A 15,238-nucleotide genomic window follows, 5' to 3' on the forward strand; every position below is an offset into this window, starting at 1 on the left:
CGGAAGGTCAGGGTTTCCGCAGTTCTGCGGCAGCATTTTTAACAATATGATTGATCTCATTACGACGAACTAAGGCGGACAAGGCACCCCTCGCCAGTCCCCAAACAGGAAGGAAATCAACACCATGCGTCTTATGACTGCGAGCGCGATTGCAATGTTTGCAATGGGCGGTGCCGCAATGGCTTGCCCCAACTATCAACTCTCGACCGGAGCGCTAAGCTACGATGCCTCTCAGATCGGCAACCCCCAGGGGTTCTCGGTAACGGCAGGCGGTAACTTCACGCTGGACCAATGTGGTCTGGGGTCCTTGGGCTATGGCCAGTTCCGTTCGGCCCCCGATCTGACGTTGAACCTGACCAGCATGGCGGGCCGCGAATTGGATGTGACGGCGACCTCCAGCTGTGACCCGGCGCTCTTGGTGAACGATGCCAACGGCCAGTGGTACTTCAACGATGACCGCAACGGCTTGCAGCCCGGCCTGACCCTTCCTGCGGGCGCCGGTAACGGCCGTGTCGATATCTGGATCGGTACATTTGCTGGCGGCGGTTGCCCCGCGACGCTGGCGGTTCAGGCCTTGGGTGGCGGCGCGGTTCCCGTGCCTCAGCCCGTCCCACAGCCCGTGCCGCAACCTGTGCCGGTTCCGGCCAGCGCGTGCCCCACATGGGAAGTCCCTGGCCCCGCGCTTTCGTTTGACGCGAGCCAAATCCTTCAGCCGCTGTCCTATGTGGCCCAGGCCACCGGCGGCACGAATGTACGCGAATGCCCTGGTGTAGAGGGTGCCGGCTACGCCAGCCAGGTTCCTCAGTTCTCGGTTTCCCTGTCGGGTATGGACGGCCACAGCCTGCGCCTTCTGGCCAACGCGGAATGCGATTCCACGCTTTTGGTGAACGGCGCCAACACCGAATGGTTCTACAACGATGACGGCCAAGGCCAGTTGCAGCCACAGTTGGACATTGCTGATCCAGCGGCTCTGAATGGCCGGATTGATGTGTGGGTCGGCACCTATGGTGACCGGGTTTGCCCCAGCACCTTCACGCTTCAGGCGATCCCTGTTGCGGTAGCGCCAACGCCCCAGCCTGTGCCCGTTCCGGTGCCGCAGCCTGTTCCACAACCCGTACCGCAGCCTGTGCCGGTTCCGGTGCCTGCACCAACACCTGCACCTGCACCGGTGCCAGTGCCCACACCGACGCCTGTCCCCACACCCACGCCAACGGCCGGGTGCCCAACGACAGCGATTGAAGGAACCGTGGTCACCACCACCGGGTCCGAGCTGTACGGTCCAGATCGTTTCGCGATCAACGTCGGTGGCGTGACGCCTCTGTCCACCTGCGCGGATATCCCAAGCAGCACTGGCGTGGCTTACTCCACCCCGGACTACACCTTCTACCTGTCGGGGATGGAGACCTATGGTCGCCTGGAGATCGAAGTTGAAAGCGATTGCGACGCGACGCTTTTGGTTAACGATGCCGCGGGCAACTGGCACTTCGACGACGACTCGGGCGGCAGCTTCCAGCCTGAGTTGAACCTGGCCAACACGGCCGCGTTGAATGGCCGGGTCGATATCTGGGTTGGCTCCTACGGCGAATCCATCTCGTGTCAGGGTGAGATCGAGTTGGAGACCTGGAACTTCTAATCCAGAGGCTTCTTTGACGAGAATAGGGGCGTGGTCATCCGTGACCGCGCCCTTTTTCTGTTTGGGTTAGAGTGTTGAGGGGGGCGGGCAGGCCAAAGATTAACGACAGGTAAGGATTTCCAGCCTTACGAATTTGCGCCGCGAAGGCGATAGTCCTTTCATAGGCAAACGACACCAAACGCCTGCAAACACACAGAAACACCAAACAACCTAAACCCCTTCCAAGACAAAGAAATTTCGGAGTAACACAATGAAAAAGCTTCTCGCCGCCGCCTTCGCTCTGGTCGCCACCGCCGGCGTCGCCGCCGCTTGCCCTGCGTGGCAGAACCAAGGTGTGCAGACTGGCTATACGACCGGTCAGGACCTTTGGACGCCGAACCATTACTCGGTCACGGCGGGCGGCAACCAGTCCCTGCGCAACTGCGGTTGGAACCATTCCGGTCACGTGATCTCTCGCCCTGACTTCGAGTTCCAGATCGACGGCCTGGAGCAATATCGCCGCCTCGAGATCCGCGTGAACGGCACCTGCGATACAGTTCTGCTGGTGAACGACGCGAGCGGTAACTGGTATTTCAACGACGATGGCTGGGGCAACCTGAACCCGCTGGTGAACCTGTCGAACCCACGTTCCGGCGTATACGACATCTGGGTCGGCACCTACGGCACCAACCTGTGTGGTGCGACGCTGCAGATGGAAACATTCTGATATAGAAGACTGATATTGCTAAAGAACGGCCCGCCCATTTCGGCGGGCCGTTTGCGTTTGGTCGGGGACGCGGTGACGCGGGTCCGCGCTTTTGCCTACGCAAAACCGCATACCACGCCCCACCCGCCGTCCCGTTATTCAGCGGCGGGGGTCAGGCGGATCAGGGCGCCCGGGTCGTCGTCTATCAGGATCAGGATGGCACCGTTTGCATCGACGTCCACATCACGCACGCGCCCTTGGCCTGTGCGGAAGCGTTCCTCTGCGATGACCGAGGTGCCGTCGATATCCAGCCGTACAAGCGATTGCCCCGCCAGAGCGCCCAGAAGGATGTCGCCTTGCCAGTCGGGGAACATCTCGCCCTCATAGAAGATCAGGTCCGAGGGCGCGATGGAGGGGTCCCAGTAGTAGCGCGGTTCGATAAAGTCGGGGGCATGGGCCTGTTCGCCGTCGCCCACGTCGGAGCCGTTGTAGTTCACCCCGTAGCTCACCCGCGGCCAGCCGTAGTTGCCGCCCGGTTCGATCACGTTCAGCTCGTCCCCACCCGCGGGGCCGTGTTCCAGCGCCCACACAAGTTGGCTCTCGGGCTGGATGGCGAGGCCTTGGATATTACGGTGTCCGTAGGTCAGAACGCCGGGTAGGGCACCGTCGACGAAATCCAACGTGGCGGGATGGTGGTCGGGTTGCAGCATGATGGTCGCGCCGTAGGTCGCGGACGCGGGGTCTTGGGCTAATTCTCTGTTTTCCGGCGTGAAACGGTCGCCCGTGGTGGCGAATACGAAGCCCTCATCATCCACCAACACGCGGCTTCCAAAATGCGCGGGGATCGCCGAGGCGGGCGTTTGCCGCCAGAGTTCCTCTACGTTCGTCAATGCGGTGTGATCCTCGGACAGGGTTGCGCGGGCAAGCGCCGTGGCCGAGGCGGCAAGGCCCTCGCGAGCGGAATAGGTGAGGTAGATGGCGCGGCTATCGGCGAAATCTGCCGCAAGCGCCACGTCCAACAAACCGCCCTGACGGATCGCGCGTACGTCCGGGACGCCGTTGATCTCGGGGCCCATGGTGCCGTCGCGGGTGATGTGGCGCAGGGTGCCGCCGCGTTCTGTCACGATGTAGCCCGCGTCTTCGGGCAGGATCGCGAGCCCCCAGGGATGGGCGAGGGTGCCACTGATGACCTCCTCGTCGAAGGTCACACCCGAGGTGACCTCTGGCGCTTCGGTTTGTCCGGCGAAGGCCGCGACGGAGGCGTCGAAATTACCGCTGCCGTCGTCGACGGGAGCCACTTGCGCGAAGGCTGCGCCTGCGAGGAGCGTAGCGAGGAGGGCCGGGGCGGACAGAATGCGAAGCATGATGGACCTTTGGAAAACGCTGTTGCCTAAACAAATAGGCCGCCTCCACGGGGAGACGGCCTACTTTTTCGTGAAGTGCCAAGATCGGCAAGATTAGTCCTCGTCAGAGGCTTCTTCCTCAGCGGCCGGCGCTGGGGCGACGTCGTCGTCATCCAAGCCTGCGGCACCGATGTCGTCGAACAGCTCGGCGATCTCGAACTCTGCCTGTGCTTCTTCTTCAGCGGCCAGATCCTGAATGGATTTGCCCGATGCCTGAAGCTCGGCTTCTTCGGTGGAGCGGGCCACGTTCAACTCGATCTCGACCTGCACTTCGGGGTGCAGATTGACGATGACCGTGTGGATGCCCAGGTCCTTGATCGGTGCGGTCAATGCGACCTGCTTGCGATCGATGGAGAAGCCTTCAGCTGTCGCAACTTCGGCGGCGTCACGGATGGTGACAGAGCCGTAAAGCGCACCAGAATCGGAAGCAGAGCGGATGATGATGAACTGCTGACCAGCAAGTGTCTCACCCAGCTTCTCGGCTTCGGCTTTGGTTTCCAGGTTGCGCGCTTCAAGTTGCGCTTTCTGGTTTTCAAAGGTCTTCAGGTTGGCTTCGTTGGCGCGAAGCGCCTTTTTTTGCGGCAGAAGGAAGTTGCGCGCGTAGCCCTCTTTGACAGAGACTACTTCGCCCATTTGACCCAGCTTCGCCACACGTTCCAGAAGGATAACGTCCATGGTGTGCGCTCCTTATTTAACGGCGTAGGGCAGCAGGGCGAGGAACCGGGCGCGTTTGATGGCTTTTGCAAGCGCACGCTGGTTCTTGGCACCTACAGCGGTGATACGGGAAGGCACGATCTTGCCACGCTCGGAGATGTAGCGTTGCAGAAGACGTGTGTCTTTATAGTCGATCTTCGGCGCGTTCTCGCCCTCAAACGGGTCGGTCTTGCGGCGGCGGAAGAATGGTTTAGCGGCCATTTTGGTGTCCTTTCAAACTGAAGGCGGTCGAATCAACGACGCTCGCGGCGGGGTTCACGCTCATCGCGCTTTTGCATCTGGACGGAAGGGCCGTCCTCGTGGGCGTCAACCTTGATGGTCAGAACGCGCATCACGTCGTCATGCAGGCGCATCAGGCGTTCCATTTCCTGGATCGCGGCGGATGGTGCATCCGTGCGAAGGAAGGAATAGTGACCCTTGCGGTTCTTGTTGATCTTGTAGGCCATGGTCTTAACACCCCAATATTCGGTGTCGACCACAGTGCCGCCGTTGTCGGTAAGGACGGTGCCAAAGTGCTCGTTCAGCGCTTCGGCTTGCGTGTTGGACAGGTCCTGACGCGCAATCATCACGTGCTCATAGAGAGCCATGGGAACTCCAGTTCATCGTTTCGGGCGCGTTTCAAAGGCCGGGCACTTCAATCCTTGCCCCCCAGCCACGAGGGATCACGCCAAACACATATCTTAGCAAGGATGGGCGCGTGTACGCCCGTGCGGCGTGGATGTCTAGCCTTTCGTCGCCCGCGAAGGGGCTTTTGGACCAGTGACCACAGGGTTTGCGCGTTTCTGCCCCATTTCCACCACGATGCCTTGGCACAAAAGCCTCGGATTGTGCCGTCCGACGTCGGACTATCGCGCACAAATGGGCGGATTTGCCCAGAACAGACAAGGGCAGATGCCCCAAGAACCAAGTGAATGGAGGCCCCCGTGGCGTACCAATGTTATATAAGGGACGAAAACGGCGCCGCGACGGTCGATTGGGTCGTGGTAATGGCTCTGTTGGTGGGGCTGGGTCTTGCCGTGTCGAACCAGACCGGAGAGGCGCTGACGACCGAAAGCGGCCAAATTCAGGGCGAGCTTCAGGGTGGTTTGTTCGAGACCGCTTGGGACAGCCAGTTGGCGGTTCAGCCTGATAGCGAAGCGGGTGAAGACTGCACGGGTGGAAACTCATGTGATCCGGGCACGGGTACGGGACCCGACCCGATGCCAGACCCCGATCCGACGCCTGACCCAACACCCGATCCCGATCCGACGCCCGATCCCGATCCGACGCCTGATCCCGATCCGACGCCTGATCCCGATCCTGACCCAGACCCGACGCCCGATCCCGATCCGACGCCGGACCCCGATCCGACGCCCGATCCCGATCCTGACCCACCAACTGCCAGTGCGCCTGCGGCCGGGTGCCCGTCGACGGCGTATTACGGTATCCCGATTGCGTCGGATGGGTCGGACCTGACGGGGCGAGACGACTATTATGTACGGTACTCGGGTTATACCAACCTGCGCTCCTGTAGCGGCATGCCAAACAACTGGGCGCATTTCGACGCGAACCCGACGTTCACGCTGAGCCTGACGGATATGGAAAACTATAAATCGCTAGAGTTTCGGGTTCGGGATGCGTCGTGCGACACCACGATTTTGGTACGCGATGCGCAGGGCAACTTCTACTTCGATGATGACGGCGGCAGCGGTCTTTATTCGAAGCTGAGGCTTAATGATACCGATGCGCTGAACGGGCGTGTGGATGTATGGTTGGGGGTATATTCCGGCGGTACCTGCAACGCACAGCTGGAGATTCGCGCTCGGGACTAACGACACGCCGACGTCGATAAACATCACGAAACAGGCGGTGCGCGTCAGCGGGCCGCCTGTTTTCGTGCAGGTGCCGTTTTGTGCAACGTTGCGATAGGCGCGGGCTTGGGGTAGCTGAAAGGTCACCATTTTGTTCCGCGACTGACCCAAGGGGACCGCATATGACCCGAGCTTTCATTTTTCCCGGCCAAGGGGCGCAAACCATCGGCATGGGCCGCGCCCTCGCGGATGCTTATCCGGCCTCAAAGGCCGTCTTCGCCGAGGTGGATGACGCCTTGGGCGAAAGCCTGTCGTCGCTGATCTGGGAAGGCGAGATCGAGGCCCTGACCCTGACGCGAAACGCGCAGCCTGCGTTGATGGCCACATCATTGGCGGCCATGGCGGCGTTGAAGGCGGAAGGCGTTGACGTCACGGCGGCATCCTTTGTGGCAGGGCATTCTCTGGGTGAATACTCGGCCCTTTGTGCGGCGGGCACGTTCAGCCTTGCAGATACCGCGCGCCTGTTGCGCCTGCGTGGCGAGGCGATGCAAGCGGCCGTTCCGGCGGGCGAGGGGGCCATGGCGGCGGTTCTGGGCCTTGACCTTGCAGCGGTAGAAGAAGTGGCAGCGGAAGCGGCCCAGGGAGAGGTCTGCGAAGCGGCCAACGACAACGACCCGGCGCAAGTTGTGATCTCTGGCGCGAAAGCCGCGGTGGAGCGGGCATGCGAGATTGCCAAAGCCAAGGGCGCAAAACGCGCCTTGCTGCTGCCGGTGTCCGCACCGTTCCATTGCGCGTTGATGCAACCGGCCGCCGATGCCATGGCGCAAGCGTTGGGCGAGGTGGATATGCAAGCCCCCGTCGTGCCGCTGGTGGGCAACGTATTGGCGCGGGCCGAAAGCGCCCCGGCGGTGATCCGGGAGAACTTGGTTGTGCAGGTCACGGGCCGGGTCCGGTGGCGCGAAAGCGTGGCGTGGATGGCAGCCGAGGGCGTCACGGAAGTGTACGAGATCGGCGCGGGCAAGGCCCTGTCGGGCATGGTCAAACGCATTGACCGCGCAGTCACGCCCCATGCGGTCGGCACGCCCGATGATGTGTCAAAGGCGGTTGCGACGCTTGCGCAATGAGCCTTGCAGACGCCGTAGCGGTACAACCCTTCTGGGTGCGCACGTGGGTGATTATCCTGGTTTTGGGTGCCTACTTCCTGCCGGTGAGCTTTCTGATCTGGAAGCAGAGCCGGGTCGCGGGGGTGCTGACCTTGGGGGCCTCAATCTTGGCGGCGTATGGGGTGAGCTGGATGTACGATCAGCTGGGCTACGTGAAGCTCTTGGGGTTGGCTCATGTCGTTTTTTGGACGCCGTTGGCGGTCTACCTGTGGCGTCTGGTCCGACGCGAAGACATGCCGATTTGGCCGCGTGGCTTGATGTCGGTGTCACTTGCGATCATCGTCATCTCACTGGCGTTTGATTATGTGGACGTGGGGCGTTGGGTGTTGGGGGAGCGTGAGGCATTGGCTGGCACGCTTGCGTTGGAATAGAAGAGAAAAGGGGCAGAAATGTTTGATCTAACCGGAAAAAACGCGCTGGTCACCGGCGCATCGGGCGGCATTGGTGCCGCGATTGCACGGCAGTTGCACGCAGCAGGCGCCACGGTGGGCCTGTCGGGCACGCGGGTAGAGCCGTTGGAGGCGCTGGCCGCTGAGCTGGGTGACCGCGCCCATGTGTTGCCCTGCAACCTGAGCGATGCCGAGGCGGTGGACGCCCTGCCGAAAGAGGCGATTGCCGCGATGGGCAGCCTGGATGTGCTGGTCAACAACGCGGGCATCACGAAGGACAACCTGTTCATGCGCATGTCCGACGAGGAATGGGCGAGCGTGCTGGAGGTCAACCTGACCTCGACCATGCGCCTGTGCCGGGGCGCCTTGCGCGGCATGATGAAGGCGCGCTGGGGCCGGATCATCAACGTCTCGAGCGTTGTGGGGACCACGGGCAACCCGGGACAAGCCAACTACGCGGCCTCCAAGGCGGGCATGGTGGGCATGTCGAAATCGCTGGCCTATGAGGTCGCGAGCCGTGGAATCACCGTGAACTGCATTGCGCCCGGTTTCATTGAAACAGCGATGACCGACAAGCTGACCGACGATCAGAAAGAAAAAATTCTGGTGCAAATTCCAGCCGGTCGCATGGGCTCTGCCGACGAAATCGCGGCCTCGGCCCTGTTCCTTGCAAGCGCAGAAGCGGGCTATTTGACCGGCACGACGATGCATGTAAATGGCGGCATGGCGATGATTTAGATGGTATGCTAGGGCACTTGACCTTACGTTAGAAAGGCATGCTCAAGGCATTGCCATGGCCGCAACATATGCTATAGGCGGCGCAGATTTCACCGGAGGACTTGTTCACCCGGTTGGCCTTTCCCACCTAATCCGGGTGGTGCGGGCATCCTGAGAGGCCGCAACGGCAGCACTGAAACAGGGGCGCACAAAACCGTGCATTTGCCCTGACACAAGATGAGGAACGTAACATGAGCGACATCGCAAGCCGCGTGAAAAAGATCGTTGTTGAGCACCTGAGCGTGGACGAAGATAAAGTTGTTGAGGGCGCGTCCTTCATCGACGATCTGGGCGCAGATTCGCTCGACACGGTCGAGCTGGTCATGGCTTTTGAAGAAGAATTCGGGATCGAGATCCCTGACGACGCGGCCGAAACGATCCAGACGTTCGGCGACGCGACGAAGTTCATCAGCGAAGCAACTGCCTGATTGCGCAGTGTTTCTTGCGCGACAGCGCATGCGATTTTACGGCGTTCGGAGCGATCCGGGCGCCGTTTTACGTTGGACGGGGAAGACGCTGGTCAACGATTTTGCGATGCAAAAACGTTCACATCGCCCCTCCCGCCGTCCCACAGAGGCTATCTTGGAGTGTTTCCGCCGAGGCTGGCCCGAAGGGATTGCGCCTTGGGGGGCGTTTCCGGTAATTGAACAGGCAAAGACAAACATAGGGGTTTGGGCATGCGGCGAGTGGTTGTAACGGGTCTGGGGCTGGTAACGCCTTTGGCATCGGGCGTAGAGGAAACGTGGAGCCGTCTTTTGGCGGGGCAATCGGGCGCGGGTCCGATCACACGGTTTGATCCTGAAGGCTACGGCACGACTTACGCTTGCGAAGTCCCGCGCGGCGACGGCACTAACGGCACATTCAACCCAGACGAGTGGATGGAGCCGAAAGAGCAGCGCAAGGTTGACGATTTCATCCTTTACGGCATGGCTGCCGCCGTTCAGGCTGTGGAAGACGCCGGTTGGAAACCCACTGACAAGGAAAGCCTGGAGCGCACCGGCTGTTTGATGGGGGCGGGCATCGGCGGGCTTTCGTCGATCGCGGACACGTCGATCATTTTGAACGAGCGTGGTCCTCGCCGGGTCTCGCCATTCTTCGTGCCCGGCGCGTTGATTAACCTGATCTCGGGCCAAGTCTCGATCCGCTACGGCTTCAAGGGCCCGAACCACTCGGTGGTGACGGCCTGCTCTACGGGCGCCCACGCCATTGGCGATGCGGCCCGTCTGATTGCCTTTGACGACGCCGATGTGATGGTCGCAGGCGGCGCGGAAAGCCCGATCTGCAAGATCGGTATCGCCGGGTTCAACGCCTGCAAGGCGCTGTCCACCAAGCGTGCCGATGAGCCGGAAAAAGCCTCGCGCCCGTGGGATTCCGACAGTGATGGCTTCGTCATGGGCGAAGGCGCGGGCATGGTTGTGCTGGAGGAATACGAGCACGCCAAAGCACGTGGCGCGAAGATCTACGCCGAAATCCTGGGCTACGGCCTGAGCGGCGACGCCCACCACATCACCGCTCCGCCCCCTGACCATGAAGGCGCAGAGCGCGCCATGCGTGCGGCGCTGAAACGCGCCAAGCTGGAGCCGTCGGCGGTTGATTACGTGAACGCCCATGGCACCTCGACCATGGCGGACACGATCGAGTTGGGCGCGGTAGAGCGTCTGATGGGCGATCACGCAAAGAATCTGCGGATGTCTTCGACCAAGTCCATGACGGGGCACCTTTTGGGGGCTGCGGGCGCGATTGAGGCGATCTTCGGCATCCTCGCGATCCGCGATAACGTGGCACCGCCCACGATGAACCTCGACGATCCAGCGGCGGAGACAGAGATCAACCTGTGCGCCAACGAGAAGCAGGAAGGCGAGATCAACATCGTGCAGTCGAACTCTTTCGGGTTTGGCGGCACCAACGCTTGCCTGATCATGGGCCGGGTGTAACCGACCATGTGGAAGCACATTGCCGCCAACGGCATTTCATTCCTGATCGTGGCCCTGATCGCAGCGGCTGCGGCTTTGGGCTGGGGACAGCGGCAATGGACCGGTGAGGGCCCGCTGGCGCAAGCCGCGTTCTTTGAAGTGGAGCAGGGCGATACGCTGTCTCGAGTCTCGGAACGGTTGGAAGCGGCGGGCGCGATCCGATCTGCAACGGTGTTCCGCGTCGGCGTCCGTGCGGCGGACCGGGCGGGCGACCTGCGGTTTGGTAACTATGAAATCCCCGCCGGCGCGAACATGGCGCAGGTGTTGGAGATCGTCACGGCGGGCGGGCCTTCGTCGTTCCGCTACCGGGCCACTTACGTCTTGCGCAACTCGGGCACCGGGCAACTGCGCCTGAGCGAACGCAATCCGTCGACAGGCGAGGTCGAGGAAATCGCGCGTTTTGCTTATGAAGATGGCGTTCCCGTGGAATATGCCACGCTGGTGGATGAGGGCACGCCGATGCTCTACCGCCTTGTTATTCCAGAAGGTTTGACAAGCTGGCAGGTGGTGCAGGGCTTGATGGCGGCGGATTTCCTTGAAGGTGAAATCGTCGATATCCCCGCCGAGGGGATGCTGGCACCCACCACGATTGAGGTGAGCCGGGGCGAAAACCGTCTGGAACTGCTGGCGGAAATGCAGGCCAGCCAGGAACGGATCTTGGCAGAGGCCTGGGCGAACCGTGCCGACGACATTCCGATCAGCACGCCCGAAGAGGCGCTGATTCTGGCCTCGATCATCGAGAAAGAGACCAGCGTCCCCGACGAGCGGGGCCGGGTGGCCAGCGTGTTTACCAACCGTCTGAACCAAGGAATGCGCCTGCAAACGGACCCTACGGTGATCTATGGCGTCACCAATGGTCGCGGCATTCTGGGGCGCGGCTTGCGTCAGTCTGAGCTGCGTGCAGAAACACCGTGGAACACCTATGTCATCAACGGTCTGCCCCCTACGCCGATTGCCAACCCCGGACAGGCGGCGATTGAAGCGGCGGTAAACCCCGACAGCACCGACTTCATCTTCTTCGTTGCCGATGGCACGGGGGGGCACGCCTTTGCCGTTACGTTGGACGAGCATAACGCCAACGTCGCCCGCTGGCGCGCGATTGAGGCTGAGCGTAACGACAACTGACCCGGCATTGAGGGGAGAGGGCGGAATCGGCCCTCTCCCCCGCCGGATTTTCCTCATTTTCGACGATCTTGTTAACCTTTTGAGCGTTCAGTCGCGGGAAGGGGTGCCAAGCTGTGCAAGTTTTTCGCGGGCGGCGTACGGTGCTTTGCGCGGATAGCTGCGGGTCCAAACGCTTGTTTTTGTGGGGCTGGGTGCTGCTTGGTTAATCAATCGTTAGCGCACGGTGCATGCGTTAACCCTTTGAAAACGCAAAACTTGTTGACCCATCGAACGGCCCATGGCACCTATTTAAGCACGCTGGAAGATGTGGGTTCAACGGCCATTCAGGGGTAATTCCTTGGGGGCCGTTTCTTTTTGTCCGGGTGAGACGGGGTCGCACGCCCCGGCGGACGAAAGATCGCTTTTGCGAGGCGACATCCTGCTCGTGACCGAGAGTTTTCACGGACACGAGGATATCTAACATGACACGTAACCAGGAAATTGACCCTTCGGACGACACGCGGGACGAAACGCTGGCGCTACAAGCGCAGGAGGCGTTCGACCGCGCCGTGCGGGCTTTGCAAGACAGCTGCACCACGCTGGAGCAAGCACCCGACGCCGGAGAAGGGGATGTGACGAAAGCAGTGCGCCAGATGAATGGCGCGTTTCTGCACACTATGGAAATGCGGGAGAAGGCACGTGAAGCAGGTTGCAAACGTTTCGGAGCGGGGGGGGCTGGCACGCTCGACCTTGATGAAGCCAGGGCTGAAATCGGGCTCCGCTTGGCTTGCCTGCGCGGATCGGGACACGGAGGCGGCATTTCTGAGCAGTCTGAATGAGAACGCGCTGGCCGCCCTGCCTTGGTTGTTCGAGTTCTGGGCCCTGCCGCACCAATTGCCGCCCGAGGGGGATTGGACCACGTGGGTGGTGTTGGGCGGCCGGGGCGCAGGCAAGACGCGGGCAGGGGCCGAGTGGGTCCGCTCGATGGTGGAGGGGGCCACGCCAGAGGCGCCGGGGCAGGCCAAGCGCGTGGCCCTAGTGGGGGAAACCTACGATCAGGCCTTGGCGGTGATGGTGAAGGGAGAGAGCGGGCTGATCGCCTGCTCTCCGCCCGATCGAGTGCCACGCTGGATTGCCGGGGAGCGCAAGCTGGTGTGGCCGAACGGCGCTGAAGCACGGGTCTATTCGGCCCATGACCCCGAGGCGTTGCGGGGGCCGCAGTTTGATCTGGCTTGGGCGGATGAATTGGCGAAGTGGCCGAAGGCGCAGGAAACATGGGATATGTTGCAGTTCGGGTTGCGGCTGGGGAAGCACCCTCAGCAGATCGTCACGACCACGCCGCGAAATGTTAACGTCCTTAAGGAATTGCTGAAGCGCGACGGCGTGGCCCACACCCACGCCCCCACCGAGGCCAACGCGGCCTATCTGGCGGATTCGTTCCTGTCTGAGGTGCGATTGCGTTACGGCGACACGAGGTTGGGTCGCCAAGAGCTGGACGGCGTGTTGCTGGACGACGTGGAAGGCGCGTTGTGGACCCGCCCGGAAATCGACGCCAACCGCTTGGCCGAAGCGCCTGAAGTGACACGGGTGGTCGTGGCGGTAGACCCGCCGGTAACGGGGCACGCGGGATCGGACGCTTGCGGGATCGTCGCGGTGGGCATCATCGAAAGCGGCGACCCGGCGCAATGGCGTGCCGTGGTGCTGGAGGATTGCTCGGTCCAGGGGGTGTCGCCGAACCAATGGGCCAACGTGGCCGTGGCCGTCTACCACCGCTTCGGTGCGAGCCGGATGGTCGGCGAGGTGAATCAAGGCGGGCAGCTGGTCACGGACGTGGTCCGGTCGGTGGACCCCACGATTAATTTCCGCGAAGTGCGCGCCTCGGTCGGGAAGGTGGCGCGGGCGGAACCGGTCGCAGCACTTTATGAGCAAGGGCGCGTGGCCCATGTGGGCACCCACGCGGAACTGGAAGACGAAATGTGCAAAATGGCGCTGACAGGGTTTGAGGGCCAAGGCTCTCCGGATCGGGTCGACGCGCTGGTTTGGGCATTGACCGAGGGCATGTTGGTGCCCGCAAAGACCCGGCTGAACCCGGCCATTCGCAACCTTTGACAACACCCTGAACGGGCCACGCTAGGTGGCTATAGAGCGGGCACGCGCAGGCGGGCACGTTCTTCATGTATGACTTGAGGAGAGGCTCATATGGTATTGGATTTACTAAAGAAACCCGCTTCACCGGTGCCGGAGGTCAAGGCCTCTGCCAGCGCGAAACTGGCGGTCTGGGGATCGTCGGGCCGCGTGGTCTGGAGCCCGCGGGACGTGGGCTCGTTGACGAAAAATGGCTTCCTTGGCAACCCGGTGGGCTTCCGGGCGGTAAAAGTGATCGCCGAGGCCGCCGCCGCCCTGCCGGTGATCTGCCGCGACGCAGAGCGCCGCTATGACGCGCACCCGGTTCTGTCGCTTTTGGCACGGCCCAACGCTGGCCAAACCCGCGCGGACCTGCTGGAGGCCGCCTTTGCGCAGCTGATGTTATCGGGCAACGCCTACGTCGAGGCGCTGATGCCCGAGGTCGGCATGCCGGGGGAGCTGCACGTCCTGCGCTCGGACCGGATGAGCCTGATCCCCGGTGCCGATGGCTGGCCCAAGGCCTACGACTACACGGTCGGCGCGCGCAGTCACCGCTATCCGGCGGAATTGATCTGCCACATCCGCAATTTCCACCCTCAAGATGACCACCATGGCCTTGCGCCGATCCAAGCCGCAGCGACGGCGATTGATGTGCACAACTCGGCCGCGCGGTGGTCGAAAGCGCTGCTGGACAACGCCGCGCGTCCGTCAGGCGCTATTGTATACAACGGCTTGGAGGGGGCGGGCACGATGAGCCAGGATCAATTCGACCGCCTTCAGTTGGAGCTTGAAAGCCACCACCAAGGCGCCCGAAACGCGGGCCGCCCGATGCTGTTGGAAGGCGGGTTGGACTGGAAGCCGATGGGGTTCAGCCCGTCGGATATGGAATTCCAGAAAACAAAGGACGCCGCCGCCCGCGATATCGCGCTGGCGTTCGGGGTGCCGCCAATGCTGCTTGGCATCCCCGGCGACGCGACCTACGCCAACTACGCCGAGGCCAACCGGGCGTTCTATCGCTTGACGGTTTTGCCGCTGGCAGAGCGGGTTTGGGCCTCTCTCTCGCACTGGTTGTCGGGCCTGTCCGGCGACGTGGTGGAGGTCAAACCGGACCTCGACGGGGTCCCCGCGCTTGCCGCCGAACGCGAGGCGCAATGGCGACGCGTATCGGAGGCGGGCTTCCTGACTGATGCAGAAAAACGCCGGATGCTGGGGCTGCCGGAGCAGCCCGAGACATGACGGATACGCGGGGGGCTGGCGGCTCTCGTTATCTCTATGCGCCCTTTGATGCCGCCAACGCGCAGATCGAGGCCAATGAGCGGGTCCAGCAGGAGCGATGGGCCGCTTTGGCATTCCGCCTTGAGGCGATCGAGCTGGCGCTGCAACGGCTGGAAAAGCGCCTTTGGCTGGCCGTCTTTGGCGTCGTCTCGGTGATCCTCGCGCAGGGGATAAGTCAGCTACTTAACTTGAACCTCGGCGGATAGGA

17 protein-coding genes are annotated in these 15,238 nt (G+C 62.0%); 13 read left to right on the top strand and 4 right to left on the bottom strand.

The genetic code is table 11. The features are described 5' to 3' along the window. The first annotated feature begins 124 nt into the window (after positions 1 to 124). Both AADW23_RS10985 and AADW23_RS10990 read left to right on the top strand, forming a co-directional pair. Positions 125 to 1,633: a hypothetical protein gene (locus AADW23_RS10985; protein WP_341860981.1), complete on the top strand. Its 1,509-nt coding sequence runs from the start codon at positions 125 to 127 to the stop codon at positions 1,631 to 1,633. A 250-nt stretch (positions 1,634 to 1,883) separates the two neighbouring features. Then, the gene (locus AADW23_RS10990) at positions 1,884 to 2,339 is read left to right on the top strand and encodes a hypothetical protein (protein ID WP_341860982.1); all 456 of its coding nucleotides are present in this window, start codon (positions 1,884 to 1,886) and stop codon (positions 2,337 to 2,339) included. Between the two features lie 134 nt (positions 2,340 to 2,473). On the opposite strand, the gene AADW23_RS10995 is transcribed toward AADW23_RS10990, so the two are convergent. The 4 genes from AADW23_RS10995 to rpsF all read right to left on the bottom strand — a co-directional run bounded on the left by AADW23_RS10995 (position 2,474) and on the right by rpsF (position 5,022). Then, a complete protein-coding gene (locus AADW23_RS10995) occupies positions 2,474 to 3,682 on the bottom strand; it encodes a PQQ-dependent sugar dehydrogenase (RefSeq protein WP_341860983.1) in 1,209 nt (402 codons plus the stop codon). A gap of 93 nt (positions 3,683 to 3,775) precedes the next feature. Beyond that, positions 3,776 to 4,396: a 50S ribosomal protein L9 gene (gene rplI, locus AADW23_RS11000; RefSeq protein ID WP_341860984.1), complete on the bottom strand. Its 621-nt coding sequence runs from the start codon at positions 4,394 to 4,396 to the stop codon at positions 3,776 to 3,778. A gap of 12 nt (positions 4,397 to 4,408) precedes the next feature. Then, positions 4,409 to 4,636, bottom strand: coding sequence for a 30S ribosomal protein S18 (rpsR, locus tag AADW23_RS11005; protein ID WP_011454743.1), 228 nt, complete (start codon positions 4,634 to 4,636; stop codon positions 4,409 to 4,411). Between the two features lie 32 nt (positions 4,637 to 4,668). Next, positions 4,669 to 5,022, bottom strand: a complete 354-nt coding sequence (gene rpsF, locus AADW23_RS11010; protein WP_341860985.1) for a 30S ribosomal protein S6 — start codon at positions 5,020 to 5,022, stop codon at positions 4,669 to 4,671. 336 nt (positions 5,023 to 5,358) lie between these two features. Between rpsF and AADW23_RS11015 the strand changes: the two genes are divergently transcribed. From AADW23_RS11015 to AADW23_RS11065, 11 genes are all read left to right on the top strand, one after another. After that, positions 5,359 to 6,246, top strand: a complete 888-nt coding sequence (locus AADW23_RS11015) for a hypothetical protein (RefSeq protein ID WP_341860986.1) — start codon at positions 5,359 to 5,361, stop codon at positions 6,244 to 6,246. A gap of 161 nt (positions 6,247 to 6,407) precedes the next feature. Continuing rightward, on the top strand, positions 6,408 to 7,349 hold the full coding sequence (gene fabD, locus AADW23_RS11020) for an ACP S-malonyltransferase (RefSeq protein ID WP_341860987.1): 942 nt from the start codon (positions 6,408 to 6,410) through the stop codon (positions 7,347 to 7,349). Beyond that, positions 7,346 to 7,759, top strand: a complete 414-nt coding sequence (locus AADW23_RS11025) for a hypothetical protein (protein ID WP_341860988.1) — start codon at positions 7,346 to 7,348, stop codon at positions 7,757 to 7,759. The genes fabD and AADW23_RS11025 overlap by 4 nt, the downstream gene beginning before the upstream one ends. An 18-nt stretch (positions 7,760 to 7,777) precedes the next feature. Then, complete coding sequence (gene fabG / locus AADW23_RS11030) at positions 7,778 to 8,515, top strand: 3-oxoacyl-[acyl-carrier-protein] reductase (RefSeq protein ID WP_341860989.1); 738 nt, start codon at positions 7,778 to 7,780, stop codon at positions 8,513 to 8,515. Between the two features lie 230 nt (positions 8,516 to 8,745). Next, positions 8,746 to 8,982, top strand: coding sequence for an acyl carrier protein (locus AADW23_RS11035; protein ID WP_341860990.1), 237 nt, complete (start codon positions 8,746 to 8,748; stop codon positions 8,980 to 8,982). 249 nt (positions 8,983 to 9,231) lie between these two features. After that, positions 9,232 to 10,488: a beta-ketoacyl-ACP synthase II gene (gene fabF, locus AADW23_RS11040; protein ID WP_341860991.1), complete on the top strand. Its 1,257-nt coding sequence runs from the start codon at positions 9,232 to 9,234 to the stop codon at positions 10,486 to 10,488. Between the two features lie 6 nt (positions 10,489 to 10,494). Next, entirely contained in the window at positions 10,495 to 11,652 is a 1,158-nt protein-coding gene (gene mltG, locus AADW23_RS11045; protein ID WP_341860992.1) for an endolytic transglycosylase MltG, read from the top strand. Positions 11,653 to 12,113: 461 nt separating this feature from the next. Further along, positions 12,114 to 12,470: a hypothetical protein gene (locus AADW23_RS11050; protein WP_341860993.1), complete on the top strand. Its 357-nt coding sequence runs from the start codon at positions 12,114 to 12,116 to the stop codon at positions 12,468 to 12,470. Further along, on the top strand, positions 12,385 to 13,740 hold the full coding sequence (locus tag AADW23_RS11055; protein WP_341860994.1) for a terminase family protein: 1,356 nt from the start codon (positions 12,385 to 12,387) through the stop codon (positions 13,738 to 13,740). The genes AADW23_RS11050 and AADW23_RS11055 overlap by 86 nt, the downstream gene beginning before the upstream one ends. A gap of 90 nt (positions 13,741 to 13,830) precedes the next feature. Beyond that, complete coding sequence (locus AADW23_RS11060) at positions 13,831 to 14,991, top strand: phage portal protein (protein WP_341860995.1); 1,161 nt, start codon at positions 13,831 to 13,833, stop codon at positions 14,989 to 14,991. Next, a complete protein-coding gene (locus AADW23_RS11065; protein ID WP_341860996.1) occupies positions 14,988 to 15,236 on the top strand; it encodes a hypothetical protein in 249 nt (82 codons plus the stop codon). Before AADW23_RS11060 ends, AADW23_RS11065 begins: the two co-directional genes overlap by 4 nt. Positions 15,237 to 15,238: the final 2 nt, after the last annotated feature.

It is taken from the genome of Gymnodinialimonas sp. 57CJ19, from assembly GCF_038396845.1.
Lineage (GTDB): Bacteria > Pseudomonadota > Alphaproteobacteria > Rhodobacterales > Rhodobacteraceae > Gymnodinialimonas.